19 protein-coding genes are annotated in these 22,690 nt (G+C 61.1%); 11 read left to right on the top strand and 8 right to left on the bottom strand.

What is annotated here, in order from left to right:
- Positions 1 to 92: 92 nt before the first annotated feature.
- From BXA01_RS15705 to aspA, 6 genes are all read right to left on the bottom strand, one after another.
- On the bottom strand, positions 93 to 1,187 hold the full coding sequence (locus tag BXA01_RS15705) for a polyamine ABC transporter substrate-binding protein (RefSeq protein WP_076564620.1): 1,095 nt from the start codon (positions 1,185 to 1,187) through the stop codon (positions 93 to 95).
- Complete coding sequence (locus tag BXA01_RS15700; RefSeq protein ID WP_076564618.1) at positions 1,184 to 2,209, bottom strand: histone deacetylase family protein; 1,026 nt, start codon at positions 2,207 to 2,209, stop codon at positions 1,184 to 1,186. The genes BXA01_RS15705 and BXA01_RS15700 overlap by 4 nt, the downstream gene beginning before the upstream one ends.
- Before the next feature lie 155 nt (positions 2,210 to 2,364).
- The gene (locus tag BXA01_RS15695) at positions 2,365 to 3,360 is read right to left on the bottom strand and encodes an AraC family transcriptional regulator (RefSeq protein WP_076564616.1); all 996 of its coding nucleotides are present in this window, start codon (positions 3,358 to 3,360) and stop codon (positions 2,365 to 2,367) included.
- A 172-nt stretch (positions 3,361 to 3,532) separates the two neighbouring features.
- A complete protein-coding gene (locus BXA01_RS15690) occupies positions 3,533 to 4,537 on the bottom strand; it encodes an asparaginase (protein WP_076564614.1) in 1,005 nt (334 codons plus the stop codon).
- 171 nt (positions 4,538 to 4,708) lie between these two features.
- Positions 4,709 to 6,157 carry an alanine/glycine:cation symporter family protein gene (locus BXA01_RS15685; protein WP_076564612.1) on the bottom strand — a complete coding sequence of 483 codons (1,449 nt, stop codon included), beginning with the start codon at positions 6,155 to 6,157 and terminating at the stop codon, positions 4,709 to 4,711.
- A 557-nt stretch (positions 6,158 to 6,714) separates the two neighbouring features.
- On the bottom strand, positions 6,715 to 8,139 hold the full coding sequence (aspA, locus tag BXA01_RS15680; protein WP_016772472.1) for an aspartate ammonia-lyase: 1,425 nt from the start codon (positions 8,137 to 8,139) through the stop codon (positions 6,715 to 6,717).
- Positions 8,140 to 8,319: 180 nt separating this feature from the next.
- On the opposite strand from aspA, the gene BXA01_RS15675 reads away from it, so the two are divergent.
- The 5 genes from BXA01_RS15675 to BXA01_RS15655 all read left to right on the top strand — a co-directional run bounded on the left by BXA01_RS15675 (position 8,320) and on the right by BXA01_RS15655 (position 12,132).
- A complete protein-coding gene (locus BXA01_RS15675; RefSeq protein WP_076564610.1) occupies positions 8,320 to 9,228 on the top strand; it encodes a LysR substrate-binding domain-containing protein in 909 nt (302 codons plus the stop codon).
- A 332-nt stretch (positions 9,229 to 9,560) separates the two neighbouring features.
- Positions 9,561 to 10,052, top strand: a complete 492-nt coding sequence (gene purE, locus BXA01_RS15670; RefSeq protein ID WP_007920220.1) for a 5-(carboxyamino)imidazole ribonucleotide mutase — start codon at positions 9,561 to 9,563, stop codon at positions 10,050 to 10,052.
- A gap of 10 nt (positions 10,053 to 10,062) precedes the next feature.
- The gene (locus BXA01_RS15665) at positions 10,063 to 11,145 is read left to right on the top strand and encodes a 5-(carboxyamino)imidazole ribonucleotide synthase (protein ID WP_073470876.1); all 1,083 of its coding nucleotides are present in this window, start codon (positions 10,063 to 10,065) and stop codon (positions 11,143 to 11,145) included.
- A gap of 111 nt (positions 11,146 to 11,256) precedes the next feature.
- Positions 11,257 to 11,502 (top strand): GlsB/YeaQ/YmgE family stress response membrane protein, encoded by a 246-nt coding sequence (locus tag BXA01_RS15660; protein WP_016772475.1) that lies wholly within the window; start codon positions 11,257 to 11,259, stop codon positions 11,500 to 11,502.
- Between the two features lie 93 nt (positions 11,503 to 11,595).
- The gene (locus BXA01_RS15655) at positions 11,596 to 12,132 is read left to right on the top strand and encodes a DUF3299 domain-containing protein (protein ID WP_076564608.1); all 537 of its coding nucleotides are present in this window, start codon (positions 11,596 to 11,598) and stop codon (positions 12,130 to 12,132) included.
- 212 nt (positions 12,133 to 12,344) lie between these two features.
- Here the strand turns inward: BXA01_RS15655 and BXA01_RS15650 are convergent, their stop codons facing one another.
- Positions 12,345 to 13,244, bottom strand: coding sequence for a D-hexose-6-phosphate mutarotase (locus tag BXA01_RS15650; RefSeq protein WP_076564606.1), 900 nt, complete (start codon positions 13,242 to 13,244; stop codon positions 12,345 to 12,347).
- Positions 13,245 to 13,300: 56 nt separating this feature from the next.
- Positions 13,301 to 13,705, bottom strand: coding sequence for an acyl-CoA thioesterase (locus tag BXA01_RS15645; RefSeq protein ID WP_003229628.1), 405 nt, complete (start codon positions 13,703 to 13,705; stop codon positions 13,301 to 13,303).
- A gap of 377 nt (positions 13,706 to 14,082) precedes the next feature.
- Between BXA01_RS15645 and BXA01_RS15640 the strand changes: the two genes are divergently transcribed.
- The 6 genes from BXA01_RS15640 (at position 14,083) to phoU (ending at position 22,621) form a co-directional block, all read left to right on the top strand.
- Entirely contained in the window at positions 14,083 to 15,381 is a 1,299-nt protein-coding gene (locus BXA01_RS15640) for an MFS transporter (RefSeq protein ID WP_016772479.1), read from the top strand.
- A 240-nt stretch (positions 15,382 to 15,621) separates the two neighbouring features.
- Entirely contained in the window at positions 15,622 to 16,620 is a 999-nt protein-coding gene (locus BXA01_RS15635; RefSeq protein WP_016772480.1) for a phosphate ABC transporter substrate-binding protein PstS, read from the top strand.
- Positions 16,621 to 16,840: 220 nt separating this feature from the next.
- Positions 16,841 to 19,126, top strand: coding sequence for an ABC transporter permease subunit (locus BXA01_RS15630; RefSeq protein WP_024014834.1), 2,286 nt, complete (start codon positions 16,841 to 16,843; stop codon positions 19,124 to 19,126).
- Between the two features lie 16 nt (positions 19,127 to 19,142).
- On the top strand, positions 19,143 to 20,813 hold the full coding sequence (pstA, locus tag BXA01_RS15625) for a phosphate ABC transporter permease PstA (RefSeq protein ID WP_016772481.1): 1,671 nt from the start codon (positions 19,143 to 19,145) through the stop codon (positions 20,811 to 20,813).
- A 93-nt stretch (positions 20,814 to 20,906) separates the two neighbouring features.
- Positions 20,907 to 21,740, top strand: coding sequence for a phosphate ABC transporter ATP-binding protein PstB (pstB, locus tag BXA01_RS15620; RefSeq protein WP_016772482.1), 834 nt, complete (start codon positions 20,907 to 20,909; stop codon positions 21,738 to 21,740).
- Positions 21,741 to 21,859: 119 nt separating this feature from the next.
- Positions 21,860 to 22,621 carry a phosphate signaling complex protein PhoU gene (gene phoU / locus BXA01_RS15615; protein WP_016772483.1) on the top strand — a complete coding sequence of 254 codons (762 nt, stop codon included), beginning with the start codon at positions 21,860 to 21,862 and terminating at the stop codon, positions 22,619 to 22,621.
- Positions 22,622 to 22,690 lie beyond the last annotated feature (69 nt).

Below are 22,690 nucleotides of genomic sequence, written 5' to 3'. Positions count from 1 at the left end.
AGTTAAAAGGCGCGACGGTGACCCGTGCGGTAGATAAAGCTGGCAGGCAAAAAAAGACCCGCCGAGGCGGGTCTTGAGCAAACGAGCCGGTTTCAGGTCCCGGACTTGATTTTCGTCCACGCTCGCGTGCGTGCACGTTCGGCATCCCGAGGCAGCGGCTGCAAGGTGTAGAGCGTGCTCATTGCCGCATCGGTCGGGTACAGGTTCGGGTTGTTGCGAATCGCCGGATCGACCAGGCCGGTGGCGTCCTTGTTCGGGTTTGGATAGCCGACAAAATCGCTGATCGGTGCGATCACCGCCGGTTGCAGCAGATAGTTGATGAAGGTGTAGGCGTCCTCGGTGTTCTTCGCGCCGTTGGGAATGGCGAGCATGTCGAACCAGATCGGCGCACCTTCCTTCGGCAAACGCATATCGACCACCACGCCGTTTTTCGCTTCCTTGGCGCGGTTGGCCGCTTGCGAGAAGCTGCCGGAATAGCCGACGGCCACGCAGATGTCGCCGTTGGCAATGTCGGCCATGTATTTGGAGGAATGGAAGTAAGTCACGTGAGGACGAATCTTCATCAGCAGCGCTTCGGCCTTGGCGTAATCCGCCGGCTTCTTGCTGTTGGGGTCCAGGCCCAGGTGTTGCAGGGCCAGCGGCAGAATCTCCGACGGCGAGTCGAGCAGGGCGACGCCGCACTGCTTGAGCTTGCTGATGTTCTCTTCCTTGAAGATCAAATCCCAACTGTCCACGGGCGCGTCGTCGCCCAGCGCTACCTTGATCTTGGCCGGGTTGAAACCAATCAGGATGGTGCCGTACATGTATGGCACGGCGAACTTGTTCCCCGGGTCATTGGCTTCGATCAGCTTCATCAGCTTCGGATCGAGATGATTCCAGTTCGGCAGTTTGCTGCGATCCAGTGGCTGAAATACCCCGGCCTCGATCTGCTTGGCGAGGAACACGTTGGACGGCACCACCACGTCATAGCCGGAGTTGCCGGTGAGCAGCTTGGCCTCGAGCGCTTCGTTGTTGTCGAAGATGTCGTAGATCAGTCTGGTCTGGCTGTTCTGTGCCTTGAAGTCGTCCAGCGCCTTGGGCGTGATGTAGTCGAACCAGTTATAGACGCGCAGCGTGCGTTCTTCGGCGTGGGCGCCAGCGCTCAGCAGGGCCGCGCACAGCGCCGAGGCGATCAGTCGCTTTTTCATTGTTCGAAGCCTTCCAGCACGTTCACCGCGTTGATGCCGATTTCTTCAACGGCGTAGCCACCTTCCATGACGAACAGGGTCGGCTTGCCGAGGGCGGCGATTCGCTTGCCCATGGCCAGGTAATCCGGGCTGTCGAGTTTGAACTGCGAGATCGGGTCGTCCTTGAACGTGTCGACGCCGAGGGAGACGACGATGATGTCCGCGCCATAGCGATCGATCTCGTCGCAGGCCTGATCCAGCGCTGCACTCCAGACATCCCAGCCGGAACCGGCCGGCAGCGGATAGTTGAAATTGAAACCTTCACCGGCGCCTTCGCCACGCTCGTCGTCATAGCCGAGGAAGAATGGAAACTCCGCTTCCGGGTGACCATGGATCGAAGTGAACAGGACGTCGCTGCGTTCATAGAAAATCGACTGAGTGCCGTTGCCGTGGTGGTAATCGACGTCCAGGATCGCGACTTTCTTGTGGCCCTGATCGAGAAAGGCCTGAGCGGCGATGGCGGCGTTGTTGAGGTAGCAATAACCGCCCATCAAGTCGCTGGCGGCGTGATGTCCCGGCGGACGGCACAGGGCGAAGGCCGCGCGTGCGCCACGCTGGATTTCAGCCTGCGCGGTAAGCGCCACTTGCGCCGCGCTGTAGGCCGCTTGCCAGGTGCCGGCGGTAATCGGCGCGCCGCCGTCGAAGCTGTAATAACCGAGCTGGCCATGCAGGCTGGTCGGTTTGATCGCACGCAGGGTGCGCGCCGGCCAGGTGTAGGGCAGCAAGTCACCGTCAGTGTTGAACTCGGTCCAGCGCTCCCATGCACCTTTGAAAAATTCTAGATAGTCACGGCTGTGAATGCGCGCGATCGGCTCCAGGCCGAAATCCTTCGGCGCTTCGACCGCCCCTAGGTTTTGCTTGTGCACGCGTTGCAGCACATGGTCGGCACGTGACGGCATTTCGAAACACGGCTTGAGCTGGCCATCGATAAGTTCGCAGCGGCCATGGTGCAAGTGGTGATCGTCTGAGTAGATCGTCAGCATTTGTTGTTCTCCGCAAGGCTGATTCGGTGGTCTTCAGTGTTGCGGCGCAAGTTGAATCGGAGAACGTCGGGAGCGGCCAAAAGGGGACCGATATGGCCAAAACCTCTGACCGAAATTCGCCCCTTGTTCATGCAGGCTCATGCCTGGAGCAGACATCAATGCGGTCTGAACTGACTCGGCGCCACGCCGCTCCAGCGCACAAATGCATGGCGGAAACTCGCGGTCTCGCTGAAGCCCAGCGTCTCGGCGATCCGATAGATCGGCAACTGGTCCTCACACAACATCTGCTTGGCCCGTTCGAAGCGCAGTTCATCGAGCAGTTCCTGATAGCTGCTGCCCATGTCTTTCAAATGCCGACGCAGGGTGCGCGGTGAGCACTTCATCTGCTGTGCCAGACCATCCAGTCCCGGCGCGGCATTCAATTGTGCGCTGAGCAACTGCCGAATCCGCCCCAGCCAGGCCTGGCGTCCGGTGAACTCCAGATTCTGTTTGCGGCAGCGCTCTGCCATCGCCTGATGGGTGATCGCGTCGGCCAGCGGCAGCGGCTGATCGAGCCAGTGGCGGTCGAAGGCGAAGGCGTTGTCCTTGGCCGAAAAGTGCAGCGGCGAGTCGAAGGGTTCGGCGTAGCTGGCGCGATAGTCCGGCGCTGCATGTTCGAAGCGCGTGGCGCGCAGCGGCAGGGAATGGCCGAGCAAGTCGTCGCAGATGACTTTCAGGGACACCAGACAGAATTCGGCATTGAACACCGCCATCGCCGCGCTCTCGCGATAGTCGGCAGCGACGAACCAGACCTGCTCGCCATCGTCTTCCAGGCTCAGTTCGAACAACGTGCCCAACAGCGCCGGATAACGGATAGCCAGACGCAAAGCGTCACCGAAGGTGGCACAGGTCAGCAGGGCGTAACCGAGCATGCCGTAACAGGACACGTGCATGCGCCGGCCCAATTCGAGACCGATGTCACGCTTGAGTGCCACTGCGTTGGTGCAGACCTGCATCTCTTGATGGGTGGTGATGCGCGTATCGGCCCGCTGCAGATCCGCCGCAACAATGCCGCTGCCAGCCAGCAGCGCCTCGCTCGACAAGCCTTCGGCCTTGAACGTGTTGAGGATCAGCGAGACCGCATTGAGGGTGGTGAGGTGGGAGTGGAGCATGGGATCTTCCAGCCTGGGGGTGGCTGGGACGCAGCAATTTATATGCCGTACAAAAATCCCTTGTGGGAGCGAGCCTGCTCGCGAAAGCGGTGTGTCAGGCACACGAATGCCGAATGTGTCATGGCTTTCGCGAGCAGGCTCGCTCCCACAGGGGGATTTGCGTTGTGACAGATCAGCTCAGTTCGCCGCAGAGATCCAGTTCGATCAATCGTCGCACTTCAGCCGTTTCCAGCCCGGCCCCCAGCAAGCCATGCAACTTGCCGAACGCCGCCTCGCGCGTCATGCCGCCACCGGACAACACGCCGACCCCACGCAAGCGGCTGCCAGCCTCGTAGACATCCAGCTCGACCCCGCCTTCATGGCATTGCGTCACTGCCACCACCACCACGCCTTTATCCCGTGCACGGCCAAGGCTGGCGAGGAACTCTGGATTGTCGCTCGGCCCGGTTCCGCTGCCGTAGCATTCCAGCACCAGACCCTGAATGCCGCTGTCGAGCAGGCCGTCGAGAACCTCGGCACTGATCCCGGGAAACAGCGGCAACACCGCCACTTTCGCCAGTTGTTTCGGCTGGTTGTAGTTCAGCGCGACTGGAATCGAAGGCGCCTTCACACCACCGCCCTGACGCTCCAGGCGTTTGAACGGATGGCGGCCGAAGCTGCGCACTTTCGCGCAGCGGGTCGGTGCCAGCAGTTCGCCGTGGAAGTACAAATGCACGCCCGGCGCCAGGCCTTGGCCGAGGGCGACCAGCGCGCCGCCGAGGTTTTCCCAGGCATCGCTGTCGGTCACGCCCGCCGGCAACATCGAGCCGGTGAAACACACGCGGGCATGCAGGCCGAGCAACTGAAAACTCATCGCCGCCGCGCTGTACGCCAGCGTGTCGGTGCCGTGCAGGATCAGCACGCTGTCGCAGCCTTGCACGTCCACGGCATTGACCACCGCTTCGCGCAGTTGCTGCCAGTAGGCCGGGGTCATGTTGGCGCTGTCTATCAGTGGCGCCATTTCCCGAAATTGCCACTGCGGCACTACCAGCTCAGGCTGGCTGTGCAGGTAGTCGCGCATCCGCGCTTCGAAACCGGACGCCGGGGCCAGACCGTTGGCGCTGGCCTGCATGCCGATGGTGCCACCGGTGTAGAGCACCATGACGTGTTGAGCGGCGGGGTAGGTCGACGAGCTCATAGGATTCTCCGAAACGATGAGGGCCCTGTGGGAGCGAGCCTGCTCGCGAAAGCGGTGTGTCATTCAACAATGATGTTGGCTGAAAGTCCGCCATCGCGAGCAGGCTCACTCCTACAAGTTATTGCATCACAATAACCGACGGGCGCAGGGGATGCGCCCGTCATTCACCTGTCAGCGTTGCGCTGCAGGTACGCCTTGCGGCGAAGTTTCAGTCTGGCCCGCTGCTGCTGGCGGGTTGACCGGCCAGGCGTTGCGATCCAGATCCAGATCGGCGAATTTGCTCGAATCAAACACTGGCTGTTTGACGCCGGCGCGACGCTGCTCATCGTAGTCGCGCATCACGCGCAGGCCGACCTTGAACAGCATGGCCAGGGCCACGAGGTTGACGAAGGCCAGACAGGTCATGGTGATGTCGGCGAAGGCGAATACCGTCGTCAGATCCTGCATCGAACCCCACACCACCAGCGCCAGCACCAGACCGCGGAACAGCATCAGCAGAGCGCGGTTGCGGCTGAGGAACTGCAAGCTGTTCTCGCCCAGGTAGTAGTTGTAGAGGATGCAGGTGAAGACGAACAGCGACAGCGCAACGCTGACGAACATGCGACCCCAGTCACCGACCACGGCAGCCAGCGAGTTCTGGGTCAGGACGATGCCATCACCTTCGAAGCCCGGGGTGTAAAAGCCCGACAGCAGGATCAGCAGCGCGGTGCAGGTGCAGATCACGAAGGTGTCGAGGAACACGCTGAAAGCCTGGACCACGCCCTGCGCGCCCGGGTGCTTGACGGCGGCCACGGCCGCGACGTTCGGCGCACTGCCCAGGCCCGCTTCGTTGGCGAACACGCCACGCTTCACGCCCATGACAATGGCGCTGCCGAGCAGACCGGCAAAGGCCGGGTCGAGGCCGAAGGCGCTCTTGAAGATGGTTTCCAGCATGGCCGGTACGTGTTCGATCTGGGTGCCGATCACGTACAGGGTCACGCCGATATAGGCCAGGGTCTTGATCGGTACCAGCAGGTCGGAGACCGAAGCGATGCGCTTGATCCCGCCGATAAAGGTGATGGCCAGCAGCACCGCGAGGACGATACCGGTGTGTTGTGGATTGAAGTCAAAGGCGTTCTGCAGCGAGTGGGTCACGGTGTAGGACTGCAGGCCGATGAAGGCGAAGCCGTAGGTGACCAGCAGCAGAACGGAGAAGACTATCGCCATGCCCTTGAGCTTGAGCCCGTGCTGGATGTAATACGCCGGGCCACCACGGTACAGGCCGTCGCCATCGGCGCGCTTGTAGACCTGGGCCAGGGTGCACTCGAAGAAGCTGCTGGACATACCGACCAGTGCGGTCACCCACATCCAGAACACCGCACCCGGACCACCGAGGGTCACGGCGATGCCGACACCGGCAATGTTGCCTGCACCGACGCGGCCGGCGAGGCTGAGCATCAATGCCTGGAACGAGCTGAGTTGCCCGGCGCTGCCTTTGAGGCTGTCGCGGAACACCGCGAACATGTGGAAGAAGTGACGCAGTTGAACGAAACGCGAGCGAATCGTGAAGTAGCTACCGAGCCCGACAATGAGCACGATCAGTACTTTCCCTGAGAGGAAGTCGTTGATGACTTCGAGCATGGATTTATCCTCGCTGTTTTTTGTGGGTGCAAATGCTGGATCGGAGAAACATCGTGTTACACCGGCATGCACGCGGCACGACGGGTGAGGCGAAGGTTTCGTCCCGGATCCATATCGCGGGTTTTGTTATTAGTTCGGGTTTCGCATGGGTTATGGCCTCGTTACCGACGACCGCTCACGCGAAGAGGGGCGGCACTATACCGATCAGTGGCGCGCCCGTCTGCACGGTAGTGGTGCAAGCGACGAAACGAAGCTTTGAAACACTTGGCGTTTGTGGCGAGGGGATTTATCCCCGTTCGGCTGCGAAGCAGTCGTAAACCATTGCACGCGGTGTTTCTGGTACATCTTTATTGTTGGTATCGGGGCCGCTTCGCAGCCCAACGGGGATAAATCCCCTCGCCACAAAGGCTCATTTCCATATTGTTCAGTCCTATACGTTCGAGTCTCAGGATAAAGAGTTAAAAAAAAGGGCTCGGGGACAAAATCCCCAAGCCCTCAAAAGGTGAGAGGTGTCTAGTCCCTCGACCTGGTGAGCGGTGCTACAAGTTCGCGTCGGCTCAGGCTTTGAGCGGAACCAGACGCGGGGCAATCATGTTTTCCGGGCGCAGGATGTCGGCGAGCATGGCTTCGTCGAGCAGACCTTCTTCGCGCACCAGTTCCAGCACGCCGCGGCCGCTTTCGAGAGCGATACGGGCGATGCGGGTGGCGTTTTTGTAGCCGATGTACGGGTTCAGTGCGGTGACCAGACCGATCGAGTGCTCGACCAGTTCGCGGCAGCGCGCTTCGTTGGCGGTGATGCCGACGATGCAGTGCTCGCGCAGCATGTCCATGGCACGTTGCAGCAGGCGGATCGAATCGAGGATCTTGAAGGCGATCAGCGGCTCCATCACGTTCAGTTGCAGCTGGCCGCCCTCGGCTGCCATGGTCAGCGCCAGATCGTTACCGATGACCTGGAACGCGACCTGGTTCACGGCTTCCGGGATCACCGGGTTGACCTTGCCGGGCATGATCGAGCTGCCTGGCTGGCGCGCCGGCAGGTTGATTTCATTGATGCCGGTGCGTGGGCCGCTGGACAGCAGGCGCAGGTCGTTGCAGATCTTCGACAGCTTGACCGCGGTGCGCTTGAGCATGCCGGAGAACAGCACGAAGGCGCCCATGTCGGAGGTCGCTTCGATCAGGTCGGCGGCCGGTACCAGCGGTTGGCCGCTGATCAAAGCCAGACGTTGAACAGCCAGTGCCTGATAGCGCGGGTCGGCGTTGATGCCGGTGCCGATCGCGGTACCACCGAGGTTGACTTCGGTCAGCAGTTCCGGGGCCAGCGTCTTCAGACGCGCGAGGTCTTCGCCCATAGTGGTGGCGAAGGCGCGGAATTCCTGGCCGAGGGTCATCGGCACGGCGTCTTGCAGCTGGGTACGGCCCATTTTCAGGACGTGGTCGAACTCTTTGCCCTTGGCCGCGAAGGCCTGGATCAGGCTGTCGAGGCTGGCCAGCAGCGCGTCGTGACCGAGCAGCAGACCCAGACGGATCGCTGTCGGGTAGGCGTCGTTGGTCGACTGCGCCATGTTCACGTCGTCGTTCGGGTGCAGGTACTGGTATTCGCCTTTCTCGTGGCCCATCGCTTCCAGAGCAATGTTGGCGATCACTTCGTTGGCGTTCATGTTGGTAGAGGTGCCGGCGCCACCTTGAATCATGTCGACCACGAATTCTTCGTGGTAATCGCCGCGGATCAATCGCGCACAGGCTTCGCTGATGGCAGCGTGCTTGGCTTCGCTCAGGTGACCCAGCTCGCGGTTGGCGTCAGCGGCGGCCTGTTTGACCATCGCCAGGCCCACAACCAGTTTCGGGTAATGCGAAATCGGAACGCCCGAGAGGCGGAAGTTGTTCACCGCTCGCAGGGTCTGGATGCCGTAATACGCATGGGCCGGTACTTCGAGGGCGCCAAGCAGGTCGGTTTCTGTGCGGAAAGATGCAGCGGAGGACATGATAGAAATCATCTCGATAAGGACCCGGTCTGTGCCGGAACGCTGCGAATGCTAGGCTTGTGGGGATTTTTGGGCCAATGCTGTTCAGCACTGCCCTATGCACATTCGGCATAATGCCCATGTGACGCCGCCTGTGCGGCAGACGTGTGACCTGTTTTGGTGCGTGTCCGGGAGGACGTGATGAATCTGGAAAGCAAATGGCTTGAGGACTTCAGTGCCCTGGCCGCCACCCGCAGCTTCTCGCAGGCGGCCGAACGGCGCTTCGTGACCCAGCCGGCATTCAGTCGGCGGATCCGCAGCCTCGAAGCGGCGCTGGGGCTGACCCTGGTCAATCGCTCGCGCACGCCTGTCGAACTGACGGCGGCGGGGCAGTTGTTTCTGGTGACTGCGCGCACCGTGGTCGAACAGCTCGGTGAAGTCCTGCGCCACCTGCATCATCTGGAAGGCGGGCAGGGCGAGGTCATGCAAGTCGCAGCGGCGCACTCGCTGGCGCTGGGCTTTTTCCCGCGCTGGATCGCCCAGTTGCGCAACGAAGGGCTGAACATCGCCACACGGCTGGTGGCGACCAACGTTGGCGACGCTGTGCACGCGTTGCGCGAAGGTGGCTGTGATCTGATGCTGGCGTTCTACGATCCGGATTCGGCGATGCAGATGGACCCGGAAATCTTCCCGTCGCTGCATTTGGGCCAGACCGAGATGCTGCCGGTGTGCGCAGCCGATCTGGATGGCAAACCGCTGTTCGATCTGGAAGGCGAGGCGAGTGTGCCGTTGCTGGCGTACAGCGCCGGGGCGTTTCTCGGCCGTTCGGTCAACGGCTTGCTGCGCCAGCGCCAGTTGCGCTTCACCACGATCTACGAAACCGCGATGGCCGACAGCCTGAAAAGCATGGCGCTGGAAGGCCTCGGCATCGCCTGGGTGCCGCAACTGAGCGTACGCGCAGAGCTAGCCCGCGGTGAACTGGTGGTGTGCGGCGGCCCGCAGTGGCATGTGCCGCTGGAGATCCGCCTGTACCGCTGCGCCCTGATGCGCAAGGCCAACGTGCGCTTGCTGTGGCGCAAGCTTGAGGGCGGTGCTGCCCAAAACACTTGACCCCATCGAAGAACCCTGTGGGAGCTGGCTTGCCAGCGATTGCGGTGGTTCAGTCACCCTCTCTTTTTACTGATGCGACGCCATCGCTGGCAAGCCAGCTCCCACAGGGATCGGGGGATGTCTTTTCGCTGACCTCAAGGTCAATAAAACCGGGCCTTTCGCTCATTTGACAGATGGTCGTTTCGGGGGCTGTTTATTGCTTTCTTTGCGGTATACTGCGCGGCCTTCGGCCGGCACGTCCGGCCATTTTTCGTACAATCAAGCCACGCAACCTGCGTGGCTTGTTGTTTTATGACGCGCCTGCGGGCGCTCCAGAGAGAAGAGGCGCGACGATGAGTGCACTGGTTGGCGTGATCATGGGCTCCAAGTCCGATTGGTCCACCCTTAGCCACACCGCCGATATGCTGGAAAAGCTCGGCATCCCGTACGAGGTCAAGGTGGTCTCTGCCCACCGCACCCCGGATCTGCTGTTCCAGTACGCCGAAGAGGCTGAAAGCCGCGGCATCGAGGTGATCATCGCCGGTGCCGGTGGCGCAGCCCACCTGCCAGGCATGTGTGCGGCCAAGACCCACCTGCCGGTGTTGGGCGTGCCGGTGCAGTCGGCCATGCTCTCGGGCGTCGATTCGCTGCTGTCGATCGTGCAGATGCCAGCTGGCATTCCGGTTGCCACCCTGGCCATCGGCAAGGCTGGCGCGATCAACGCCGCCCTGCTCTCGGCGAGCATCCTCGGCGCCAAGCACCCGCAATTTCACGCGGTACTGAAAACCTTCCGTGCCGAGCAGACAGACAGCGTCCTGGACAATCCAGACCCACGTATTGCCTGAGGTTGTTGAGATGAAGATCGGTGTAATCGGTGGCGGCCAGTTGGGTCGCATGTTGGCCCTGGCGGGCACTCCGCTGGGCATGAACTTCGCTTTTCTCGACCCTGCGCCGGACGCTTGTGCGGCCGCGCTGGGCGAACACCTGCGGGCCGATTACGGCGATCAGGATCATCTGCGCCAACTGGCCGATGAAGTCGATCTGGTGACCTTCGAATTCGAAAGCGTCCCGGCCGAAACCGTCGCGTTTCTTTCGCAATTCGTGCCGGTCTACCCGAGCGCCGAAGCCCTGCGCATTGCTCGTGACCGCTGGTTCGAAAAGAGCATGTTCAAAGACCTCGGCATTCCGACCCCGGCCTTCGCCGACATCCAGTCGCAAGCCGATCTGGACGCCGCAGTCGCTTCCATCGGTCTGCCGGCCGTGCTGAAAACCCGCACCCTGGGTTACGACGGCAAGGGCCAGAAAGTCCTGCGCAAACCGGAAGATGTTGCCGGTACGTTCGCCGAACTGGGCAGCGTTGCCTGCCTGCTGGAAGGCTTCGTGCCATTCACCGGCGAAGTGTCGCTGATCGCCGTGCGTGCCCGCGATGGTGAAACGAAGTTCTATCCACTGGTGCACAACACCCACGACAGCGGCATCCTCAAGCTGTCGGTGGCCAGCACCGATCACCCGTTGCAGGCGCTGGCCGAAGATTATTCCAGCCGTGTGCTAAAGCACCTCGACTACGTCGGCGTGATGGCTTTCGAGTTCTTCGAAGTCGACGGTGGCCTGAAAGCCAACGAAATCGCCCCGCGCGTGCACAACTCCGGGCACTGGACCACCGAAGGTGCCGAGTGCAGCCAGTTCGAAAACCACCTGCGTGCCGTGGCCGGCCTGCCGCTGGGTTCGACCGCCAAGGTCGGCGAGAGCGCGATGCTCAACTTCATCGGCGTAGTGCCGCCGGTGGAGAAAGTCATCGCCATCGAAGACTGCCACCTGCATCACTACGGCAAAGCTTTCAAGGCCGGACGCAAGGTCGGCCACGCCAACCTGCGCTGCGCCGACATGGCCACGCTGCAGGCGCAGATCATCAAGGTCCAAGCGCTGATCGCCGAGTAAACCAGTTTCATGTGGCAGCGGCGGAACCATTCAGGGGCCGCCGTTCTCTCATGGCAGGATGCCAAAGTCTGTCTAGGCTTTGGCATATCTACCAAATCAGAGGGAAATGCCATGGGAATTATCGGAACCATCTTTATCGGCTTGATCGTCGGCCTGCTGGCTCGGTTCCTGAAACCGGGCGATGACAGCATGGGCTGGATCATGACCATCCTGCTCGGTATCGGCGGTTCGCTGGCAGCCACCTACGGCGGCCAGGCTCTGGGCATCTATCAGGCGGGCGAGGGCGCGGGTTTCCTCGGCGCACTGGTCGGCGCTGTCGTGTTGCTGGTGATCTACGGTCTGATCAAAAAGAACTGATCGAAAGCGACAAAGCCCTCTCGGCCATCACGGCCGGGAGGGCTAGAATGCGCGGCGACTCACCGTCCATTCCTTTGCCTGCCGAGCACCTTCATGCGCCGTCTTCTGTTGACTCTCCTCTTGCTGGGCAGCTATCTCGCCCACGCCGGCGAACTGCCGGAAACCGACTGGCTGGAACTGATGCCCAAGTCGGATCAAAAGGCCCTCGAGGCCATGCCGGAAATCGACCACAACTCCCCCGAAGCCACCGGCACCTTCACCGAGAAGGGCGGGATGAAGCAGGCCAAAGGTCTGCCAGCGGTGATGTATTCGACGAAAACCGTGGCGTCGATGAACGACAAGCACATCCGCATCGGTGGTTACCCGGTGCCGCTGGAGTCCGATGCCAAGGGCCGCAGCACGCTGTTCTTCCTTGTGCCGTATCCGGGCGCCTGCATCCACGTGCCGCCACCACCGCCGAATCAACTGGTGCTGGTGCGATATCCGAAGGGTTTGAAGCTGGACGATATCTACACACCGCTATGGGTGACCGGCACGCTAAAAATCGAGAAGGTCAGCAATGACCTCGCTGATGCGGCGTATGCGCTGGAGGCGGAGAAGGTGCGGGTGGTGCAGGAGGCTGAGCTCTAAAGCGCGCCACAAATAAATGTAGGAGTGAGCCTTTTTGGTAAGGGGATTTATCTGTGGTGAAGGGATTTATCTGTGGCGAGGGGATTTATCCCCGCTGGACTGCGCAGCAGGCCCCAGCTTTTGATTTAAAAAAAGCGGGGGCCGCTGCGCGACCCAGCGGGGATAAATCCCCTCGCCACAGGGCTCTTTGCCCTTTTGTATGGCGCTAGAGCTTAGAGCGGCGTAGCAGCTACGCTGACACCCATGGTATGGCTCCCCCCTGGCGCCAGGGTCACCAGATCATTCATCACATTCGCCGTTTCGATGCACAGCATGCGCTGCCAGCCATCGTTGTCCATGTCCGGCAGTGCGGCGGCGCGGTCGATCCATGGGTTCCAGATCACCGCCGTGCGCGAGCCGGTGGAGGTCAGCACGATGCGTCGTTCCCAGGTTGGATCAACGATGCTCAATTGCGGCGGAACGTCGAGGTAGATGCGGTCGGTCTCGCCGGCGAAATGCAGATCGCCGCTCTGGCTGGGCGTGTTCCAGTCGTCCAGGGTCTCGATGTAATTCAGCCCGGCCACGCCGTCGACATGCACATTACGCACGTCACTCACGGCGAAATAGGTGTGCAGCGCCTGACTCAGCGTGACGCTGTCAGTACCCCGGTTATGGCTGGTCAGGCTGTAATGCAGTTGATCCGCCAGATGCAGGGTCAGGGTCAGATCGACCTCGTGGGGCCAGCCCGGCAGGCCACCTTCCGGGTAGGGCAGCTTGAACTCGACCTTGATGCCGTCAGCCTCTGATTCAATGTTGCCCAACTCCCAGTCCATCGCCCGCACCAGACCGTGCGCGGGAGCCGGCTGCGCGCCGGTGTACATGGCCTGCACGCTGCTCGGGTTGCGTTCGAATTTGCCGAACCACGGCCAGCACACCGGCACGCCGGCGCGGATGCTTTTGCCGGTCTTGAACTCGGCCTTGTCGTTGAGCCAGATGATCGGCGGCTGGCCGTCGATCTGATAACTGAGGATGTGCGCGCCTTGCTGGGCCACCAGCACTTCGGCCTTGCCGTGGCGGATGCGCCAGCAGTTCAGTTCATCCTGTTTCACGGCTTCAACGTTGGGCGTGTTCATGGGCAACTCTCGATCAGACACTGGGACGACTATCGACCGCAAAACGGCCGCGAGGTTTAACGCGCGCGTGGCGGCACCGAACGGGTGCGACCGCTGCCGTCGATGGCGACGAAAACGAAAACCGCTTCGGTGACCTTGCGCCATTCGCTGGAGAGTGGGTCATCGCTCCACACTTCGACCATCATCTGGATCGAGCTGCGGCCGATTTCCAGGGTCTGGGTATAAAAGGACAACTGCGCGCCGACCGCGACCGGGACGAGAAACGCCATGCGGTCGATGGCGACAGTGGCAACGCGGCCACCGGCCACCCGGCTGGCCATGGCAGTGCCGGCCAGATCCATCTGCGCAACCAGCCAGCCGCCGAAAATATCGCCAAAGCCGTTGGTTTCGCGCGGAAGTGCGGTGATTTGCAGGGCCAGGTCGCCCTGTGGGATCGGATCTTCTTGTTCGAGCTCTATCATGCCGAGGGGCCTCTGACCCGTGACTCTTCGTGGGTATTGCGGGTGGTAGCCGTCTTCAAGAAAAACGATTCAACACCGAACACACTGCGTTCGTCACGTTTTCCATCAGGCGCCTAAAGGGAAACTCTGCGAAAAAGGCTAAATCCCGAGCAAAGGACGGGCCAACAACGTTTTCGCACAGCAACCTCTTACAAATCCTGCGCAGGTGGCGAGTATATCGGTCGATAGACCCCGCGACGACCACCCGGTTCTGATTTCGACCGTCAATTACGCGCCTCTATGTGCTTTTTCGAACAATTTGCTATGGTGCCGAACCTGTCCGAGCCACCGCCAGCGTTGTTGTGGCGACAGATTCGACTATAAGAGAAGCCCTTGCCATGACCACAGCGCCTTCGAGCCTCGCGCAGCCCGAGCAACCCGCACGACCGTTGACCCGCAATGACTACAAGACTCTGTCGCTGTCCGCCCTCGGCGGGGCGCTGGAGTTCTACGATTTCATCATCTTCGTTTTCTTCGCCACCGTCGTCGGCAAGCTGTTCTTCCCGGCCGACATGCCCGAGTGGCTGCGGTTGATGCAGACCTTCGGCATCTTCGCCGCCGGCTATCTGGCGCGTCCTTTGGGCGGCATCGTCATGGCGCACTTCGGTGACCTGCTGGGGCGCAAGAAGATGTTCACCCTGAGCATTTTCATGATGGCCGTGCCGACGCTGATCATGGGCCTGCTGCCGACCTACGCGCAGATCGGCATCTGGGCGCCGATCCTGTTGCTGCTGATGCGGGTGATCCAGGGTGCGGCGATTGGCGGCGAGGTGCCGGGGGCGTGGGTCTTCGTTTCCGAACACGTACCGCAAAAGCACATCGGTTATGCCTGCGGCACGCTCACCAGCGGCCTGACTGCCGGGATCCTCCTCGGCTCGCTGGTCGCCACGGCGATCAACAGCATTTATACGCCAGCCGAAGTGTCGGATTACGCCTGGCGGATCCCGTTCCTGCTCGGCGGCGTGTTCGGCCTGTTCTCTGTGTACCTGCGCCGCTGGCTGCACGAAACTCCGGTGTTCGCCGAACTGCAACTGCGCAAGGCACTGGCCGAAGAAGTGCCGTTGCGCGCGGTGCTGCGTGATCATCGCGGCGCCATCGCCATTTCGATGCTGCTGACCTGGCTGCTGTCGGCCGGCGTCGTCGTAGTGATCCTGATGACCCCGACCGTGCTGCAAACGGTCTACCACTTCTCGCCAACCACCGCGCTGCAAGCCAACAGTCTGGCGATCGTCTTCCTCAGCCTCGGCTGCATTGGCGCCGGCGCGCTCGCCGATCGTTTTGGCGCCGGCCGTGTATTCGTCTTTGGCTGCCTCGGTCTGCTGATCAGCTCCTGGACCTTCTACCACAGCCTCGCCGACCACCCGGACTGGCTGTTCCCGCTGTACGCACTGACCGGTTTGCTGGTCGGTACCATCGGCGCGGTGCCGTACGTGATGGTCAAGGCGTTCCCGCCGGTGGTTCGCTTCAGTGGCCTGTCGTTTTCCTACAACGTCGCTTACGCGATCTTCGGTGGCCTGACGCCAATGGTGGTGAGCCTGCTGCTGAAGGAAAGCGCGATGGGGCCTGCCTACTATGTGGCAGTGCTGTGCGGGATGGGAATTCTGGTAGGCGCCTGGCTCTGGAAGAAGGGGCGTTGATTTTCTCTCCCGCCTGATCGTTCCCACGCTCCGCGTGGGAATGCATCCTGTGACGCTCCGCGTCACGTCTTAAATGCGGACGCAGAGCGTCCATGGCTGCGTTCCCACGCAGAGCGTGGGAACGATCTGTCGCGACATGCTGGCCTTTCATCCAATTGTCATATTTCAGCCATAGAGTGTTCACATGGCCTGCTGATACTTGGCCCCGACTTAACACACCCTATCTGCTAGGAGTAAGGCATGAAACTGAAGCGTTTGATGGCGGCAATGACTTTTGTCGCTGCTGGCGTTGCGACCGCCAACGCGTTCGCCGCTGTTGACCCTGCTATCCCGAGCTACACCAAGACCACTGGTGTGTCGGGCAACCTGTCCAGCGTCGGTTCCGATACCCTGGCCAACCTCATGACCCTGTGGGCTGAGAACTACAAAAAAGAATACCCGAACGTCAACATCCAGATTCAGGCCGCTGGCTCCTCCACCGCGCCACCTGCACTCACCGAAGGCACCGCCAACCTGGGCCCGATGAGCCGCAAGATGAAGGACAACGAACTGCAGGCTTTCGAACAGAAGTACGGCTACAAGCCGACGGCGATCCCGGTTGCCGTGGATGCCCTGGCCGTGTTCGTGCACAAGGACAACCCGATCAAGCACCTGACCATGGCTCAGGTCGATGCGATCTTCTCCTCGACGCGCCTGTGCGGTGCCAAAGCTGACGTCAAGACCTGGGGTGACCTCGGTGTGACCGGTGACCTGGCCAACAAGCCGGTTCAGCTGTTCGGCCGTAACTCGGTGTCCGGCACTTACGGCTACTTCAAGGAAGAAGCCCTGTGCAAAGGCGACTACAAGCCAAACGTCAACGAACAACCAGGTTCGGCGTCGGTGGTGCAGTCGATCAGCAGCTCGCTTAACGGCGTCGGCTACTCGGGCATCGGCTACAAGACCGCCAGCGTGAAAACCGTCGCCCTGGCCAAGAAAGAAGGCGGCGAGTTCATCGAAGACACCGAAGAAAACGCCCTGAACGGCAAGTATCCGCTGTCGCGCTTCCTCTACGTTTACGTCAACAAAGCCCCGAACAAGCCTCTGGCCCCGCTGGAAGCCGAGTTCGTGAAGCTGGTGCTGTCCAAGCAGGGCCAGGAAGTGGTAGTGAAAGACGGCTACATCCCGCTGCCAGCCAAGGTTGCTGCCAAGGCACTGGCTGACCTCGGTCTGCAGGAAGGCGGCGCTGTCGCCAAGAAGTAATACCCTGAGGCCGGCCTGAAGCCGGACTCCTGTGGGAGCGAGCCTGCTCGCGAAGGGGTGGTCACATGCAGCATCGATGTGACTGACCCGACGCCTTGGCGAGCAGAAGCGCTCCTGCAACCACCAAATTTTCGACTCCGCTGCCGGACTTCCGGCTGGCGGATTTGCTGCGTCACTGCACTGTCATCTTTCTGTCATACAGGATCGCTAGGGTGTGCGCATGAATGATCTGGCCAATTCCCCAATGACTACGTCTTCCCCTCCCAAGCGCATTGATTTCAATACGCCTGAGCTGCAACGCAAGCGCCGCATCCGCGCGCTCAAGGATCGCTTCACCCGTTGGTACGTCCTCGTTGGCGGCCTGGCGGTACTGGCGGCCATCACCCTGATCTTCTTCTTCCTCGCCTACGTCGTTGCGCCACTGTTTCAAGGTGCCGACCTGACCGCGAAAGACTCGATCACCCCGGCCTGGATGCAGGACGCGGGCAAGCCGCTGATGATCTCGCTCGAAGAGCAGAATCAGGTAGCCATGCGTGTGTCCGACAAGGGCCAGGCGCTGTTCTTCGATCTCGACAGTGGCGCTGAATTGAGGCGTGTCGATCTGCCGCTGCCTGCGGGCGCTACCGTGACGTCCATTGGCGAAGACCAGCCTGGTCATCCGCTGGTGGCCGTGGGGCTGTCCAACGGTCAGGCGCTGGTGTTCCGTCACACCTATAAAGTCAGCTACCCCGATGGCAAGAAAACCATCAGCCCGGCCATCGAATATCCGTATGGGGAGGCGCCAATTGCGCTGAACGAAAGCGGCGGCGCGCTGGAGCATGTCAGCCTCAATGCCACCGACTCGACGCTGATGCTGGTCGGCTCCACCGGCTCGCAACTCAATGTGCTGTCGCTGACCAGCGAAGAAAACATGATGACCGGCGAGGTCACCAACGAGCAGACGCGCATCGATCTGCCGCAGATGACCGAGCCTGTGAAAAACATCTTCGTCGACCCGCGCCAGCAGTGGCTGTACGTGGTCAACGGGCGAGCTCAGGCCGACGTGTTCAGCCTGCGCGACAAGAGCCTCAACGGGCGCTACAAACTGCTGGAAAACGCTGACGCCCAAGTCACTGCCACCGCGCAGCTGGTCGGCGGTATCTCGCTGATCGTCGGCGATTCCAAGGGCGGTCTGGCCCAGTGGTTCATGGCTCGCGATACCGATGGCGAGCAGCGTCTGAAGCAGATCCGCACCTTCCAGATGGGCACCACGCCGATCGTTGAAATCGCTGCCGAAGAGCGCCGCAAAGGCTTCCTCGCCCTCGATGCCAGCGGCAAGCTCGGCGTGTTCCACAGCACCGCGCACCGCACGTTGCTGGTCGATCAGGTGGTTGAAGGCCAGGGCCTGTTCGGTCTGTCACCACGCGCCAACCGGGTGATCGTCGAAGCCGGCGGCAAGCTGCAACCGCTGCTGCTCGACAACCCGCACCCGGAAGTATCGTGGAGCGCACTATGGAGCAAGGTCTGGTACGAGAACTACGACGAGCCTAAATACGTCTGGCAATCGACTGCGGCCAACACTGATTTCGAACCGAAACTGAGCCTCTCGCCGCTGACTTTCGGCACCCTGAAAGCCGCGTTCTACGCCATGCTTCTGGCCGCGCCACTGGCCGTCGCTGCGGCGATCTACACCGCGTACTTCATGGCCCCGGGCATGCGCCGCAAGGTCAAACCGGTGATCGAACTGATGGAAGCGATGCCGACGGTGATCCTCGGTTTCTTCGCCGGTCTGTTCCTCGCGCCGTATGTAGAAGGCCATCTGCCGGGCATCTTCAGCCTGCTGATGTTGCTGCCGATCGGCATTCTGGTCGCCGGTTTCACCTTCAGTCGTCTGCCTGAATCGATCCGCCTGAAAGTCCCGGACGGTTGGGAAAGTGCGCTGCTGATTCCGGTGATCCTGTTTGTGGGCTGGCTGTCGCTGTACATGAGTCCGTTCATGGAGAACTGGTTCTTCGGTGGCGACATGCGCATGTGGATCTCCCACGACCTGGGCATCACCTACGACCAGCGCAACGCTCTGGTGGTCGGTCTGGCCATGGGCTTCGCGGTGATCCCGAACATCTACTCGATCGCCGAAGACGCCGTGTTCAGCGTGCCGCGCGGCCTGACCCTGGGTTCGCTGGCCCTCGGTGCGACGCCATGGCAGACCATGACCCGCGTGGTGATCCTGACCGCCAGCCCGGGCATCTTCTCGGCGCTGATGATCGGCATGGGCCGTGCGGTCGGCGAAACCATGATCGTGCTGATGGCCACCGGCAACACCCCGGTGATGGAGATGAACCTGTTCGAAGGCCTGCGCACCCTGGCCGCCAACGTCGCGGTGGAAATGCCCGAGTCGGAAGTCGGCGGCAGCCACTACCGCGTGCTGTTCCTCTCGGCGCTGGTGCTGCTGCTGTTCACCTTCGTCATGAACACCCTGGCAGAACTGATTCGTCAGCGTCTGCGCAAGAAATACTCGTCGCTTTAAGCAAAGGTAGAAGTCTGTGAAACAGAACTCCCTGAAAGGATGGTTCAAGAGCGGCGCCCCGGGCGTCTGGATCAGCGGTGGCGCGGTGTCCATCGCGGTCATCATGACCATTGGCCTGTTGGCGGTGATTGCCGTGCGCGGTCTCGGTCACTTCTGGCCGGCGGACCTGATCCACGCCCATTACGACGTACCGGGCCAGGCCAATCACCTGGTGATCGGCGAAGTGGTGCAGAAAGAAGAAGTGCCGCGCGCACGTCTGAAGAGCGCCGGTCTGCCGGTGCCGGACGAAGGTCCGGAATTCATGACCCGCGAGCTGATCAAGGTCGGCAACCGTGACCTGAACGGCAACGATTTCACCTGGATCGTCGGCGAGTGGCTGACCAAGCAGACCACACCGCCAGAATTGATGGCGATCGAGCGTCGCGAGTGGGGCAACTTCTACGGCTACCTGGTCAACGTCAAACAGGATGGCAAGGTCATCGCCGAAGGCGAGGCCGCATGGCCTGAACTGCAAGCGCGCATTGATCGGGTGAACGATCTTGCTGCTCAGCTGAAGACGCTGGAAAAAACCGACATCGGCGCAATCAATGCCGGCCTTGAGCGAATCCGTCTGCACGGGCGCAAACTCGAGCTGGAAGGCAAACTCGACGCCACCGCGCAAGCGGACATGGAATCCGAGCGCGCCGAGCTGGACGCGCGCTACAAAGATATCGAAGCACGTCTGTCTGATTTGCATGCTCAGTTCAACCGCGACGCCTTGACCGCCCGTGACGCCAACGGCAAGGAAATCGAAATCGGTCTGGGCAAAGTCGTGCATGCCTACCAGCCAAACGGCATGAGCACCTTGACCAAGGTTGGTTTCTACTTCAGCAAGATCTGGGAATTCCTCTCCGACGACCCGCGTGAAGCGAACACCGAAGGCGGGATCTTCCCGGCGATCTTCGGCACCGTGATGATGACCCTGATCATGGCGATGATCGTCACCCCGTTCGGCGTGCTGGCAGCGGTGTACCTGCGCGAATACGCCAAGCAGAACACCCTGACCCGCGTGATTCGCATCGCGGTGAACAACCTCGCCGGCGTACCGGCGATCGTTTACGGCGTGTTCGGTCTGGGCTTCTTCGTTTACGTGCTGGGTGGCTCGGTCGACCGCTTGTTCTTCCCTGAAGCTCTGCCGGCGCCGACGTTCGGTACGCCGGGCCTGCTCTGGGCTTCGCTGACCCTCGCGCTGCTGGCCGTGCCGGTGGTGATCGTGGCGACCGAAGAAGGTCTGGCGCGGATTCCTCGTACCGTGCGTGAAGGCTCGTTGGCCCTCGGCGCGACCAAAGCGGAAACGCTGTGGAAAATCGTTATCCCGATGGCCAGCCCGGCCATGATGACCGGGATGATCCTCGCCGTGGCCCGTGCCGCCGGTGAAGTGGCGCCGCTGATGCTGGTGGGTGTGGTGAAACTGGCGCCTTCGCTGCCGGTGGACGGCAACTACCCGTACCTGCACCTGGACCAGAAGATCATGCACTTGGGCTTCCACATTTATGACGTCGGCTTCCAGAGCCCCAACGTCGAAGCAGCCCGCCCGCTGGTGTACGCCACCGCGCTGCTGCTGGTGCTGGTGATCGCGACGCTGAACCTGTCGGCGGTGTATATCCGCAACCACCTGCGCGAAAAATACAAAGCACTGGACAGCTAAAGCCATTAGCCACAAGCGGCAAGCTACAAGCCGCTTTTGCTCAAACTTGCAGCTTGCAGCCAGAAGCTTGCAGCTACGAACGGAGTGAGACCCATGCAGCACGAAACACACAGCCACGGCATCAACATGTCTGCCCTGGGCCGCGACAAGCAGAGCCTGGACCTGGCGCAGGAAACCGTTGCCATCGAAGTGCCGGGCCTGAGCCTGTACTACGGCGAGAAACAGGCACTGTTCGACGTCAGCATGAACATCCCGAAACAGCGCGTGACCGCGTTCATCGGCCCGTCGGGCTGCGGTAAGTCGACGCTGCTGCGTACCTTCAACCGGATGAACGATCTGGTCGACGGCTGCCGTGTCGAGGGCGCGATCAACCTGTACGGCAACAACATCTATCGCAAGGGCGAAGATGTTGCCGAGCTGCGTCGTCGCGTCGGCATGGTGTTCCAGAAGCCCAACCCGTTCCCGAAGACCATCTACGAAAACGTGGTCTATGGCCTGCGCATCCAGGGCATCAACAAGAAGCGCATCCTCGACGAAGCCGTTGAATGGGCGTTGAAAGGCGCGGCATTGTGGGACGAGGTCAAAGACCGTCTGCACGACTCGGCCCTCGGCCTGTCCGGCGGTCAGCAACAGCGTCTGGTGATCGCGCGCACCATCGCGGTTGAGCCGGAAGTGCTGCTGCTCGACGAACCGTGCTCGGCTCTCGACCCGATCTCGACGCTGAAAGTCGAAGAGCTGATCTACGAGCTGAAGTCCAAATTCACCATCGTCATCGTGACCCACAACATGCAACAGGCGGCACGGGTGTCCGACTACACCGCGTTCATGTACATGGGCAAACTGGTGGAATTCGGCGACACCGATACCCTGTTCACCAATCCGGCGAAGAAGCAGACCGAAGACTATATCACCGGTCGCTATGGCTGATTGGGGCAGCTGCAAGCCGCAAGCAACAAGCGGCAAGAAAGATGCGGTGCGATATCAGGACTTACACATAACTGCTTGAAGCTTGCAGCTTGAAGCTTGCAACTTTCGCGGAGCGAACAATGATTTCCAAAGAAGGCCTTACCCATCACATTTCCGCGCAGTTCAACGCTGAACTGGAGGAAGTGCGCAGCCACCTCCTTGCCATGGGCGGGCTGGTCGAGAAGCAGGTCAACGACGCGGTCACGGCGCTGATCGAGGCCGACTCCGGTCTGGCTCAGCAGGTCCGTGAGATCGACGACCAGATCAACCAGATGGAACGCAACATCGACGAAGAATGCCTGCGCATTCTCGCCCGTCGTCAGCCGGCAGCCTCCGACCTGCGTTTGATCATCAGCATTTCCAAATCGGTGATCGACCTCGAGCGTATCGGCGACGAAGCCACCAAGATCGCCCGCCGCGCCATCCAGTTGTGCGAAGAAGGTGAAGCGCCGCGCGGTTACGTCGAGGTCCGTCACATTGGCGACCAGGTGCGAAACATGGTTCGTGATGCGCTGGACGCCTTCGCGCGTTTTGACGCCGATCTGGCCTTGTCGGTGGCGCAGTACGACAAGATCATCGATCGCGAATACAAAACCGCTTTGCGTGAGCTGGCCACCTACATGATGGAAGACCCGCGCTCTATCTCGCGGGTGCTGAGCATCATCTGGGTCCTGCGTTCGCTGGAGCGCATCGGCGATCATGCGCGCAACATCTCCGAACTGGTGATCTACCTCGTGCGCGGCACCGACGTGCGTCACATGGGCCTCAAGCGCATGAAAGAAGAAGTTGAAGGCACAAGCGCTGAAACCGCTAATGTTCCGGGCGAAGCTGACGATAAGTAAGATTGCCTGAGAAAAGCGCCCGGCCCTCTGGCCGGGCGTTTTTGTTTCTGCTTTTCGGAAGCAGATACG

Source organism: Pseudomonas sp. B10, assembly GCF_900156235.1.
Taxonomy (GTDB): domain Bacteria; phylum Pseudomonadota; class Gammaproteobacteria; order Pseudomonadales; family Pseudomonadaceae; genus Aquipseudomonas; species Aquipseudomonas siliginis.
This window is presented reverse-complemented; position numbering and strand designations above follow the sequence as displayed.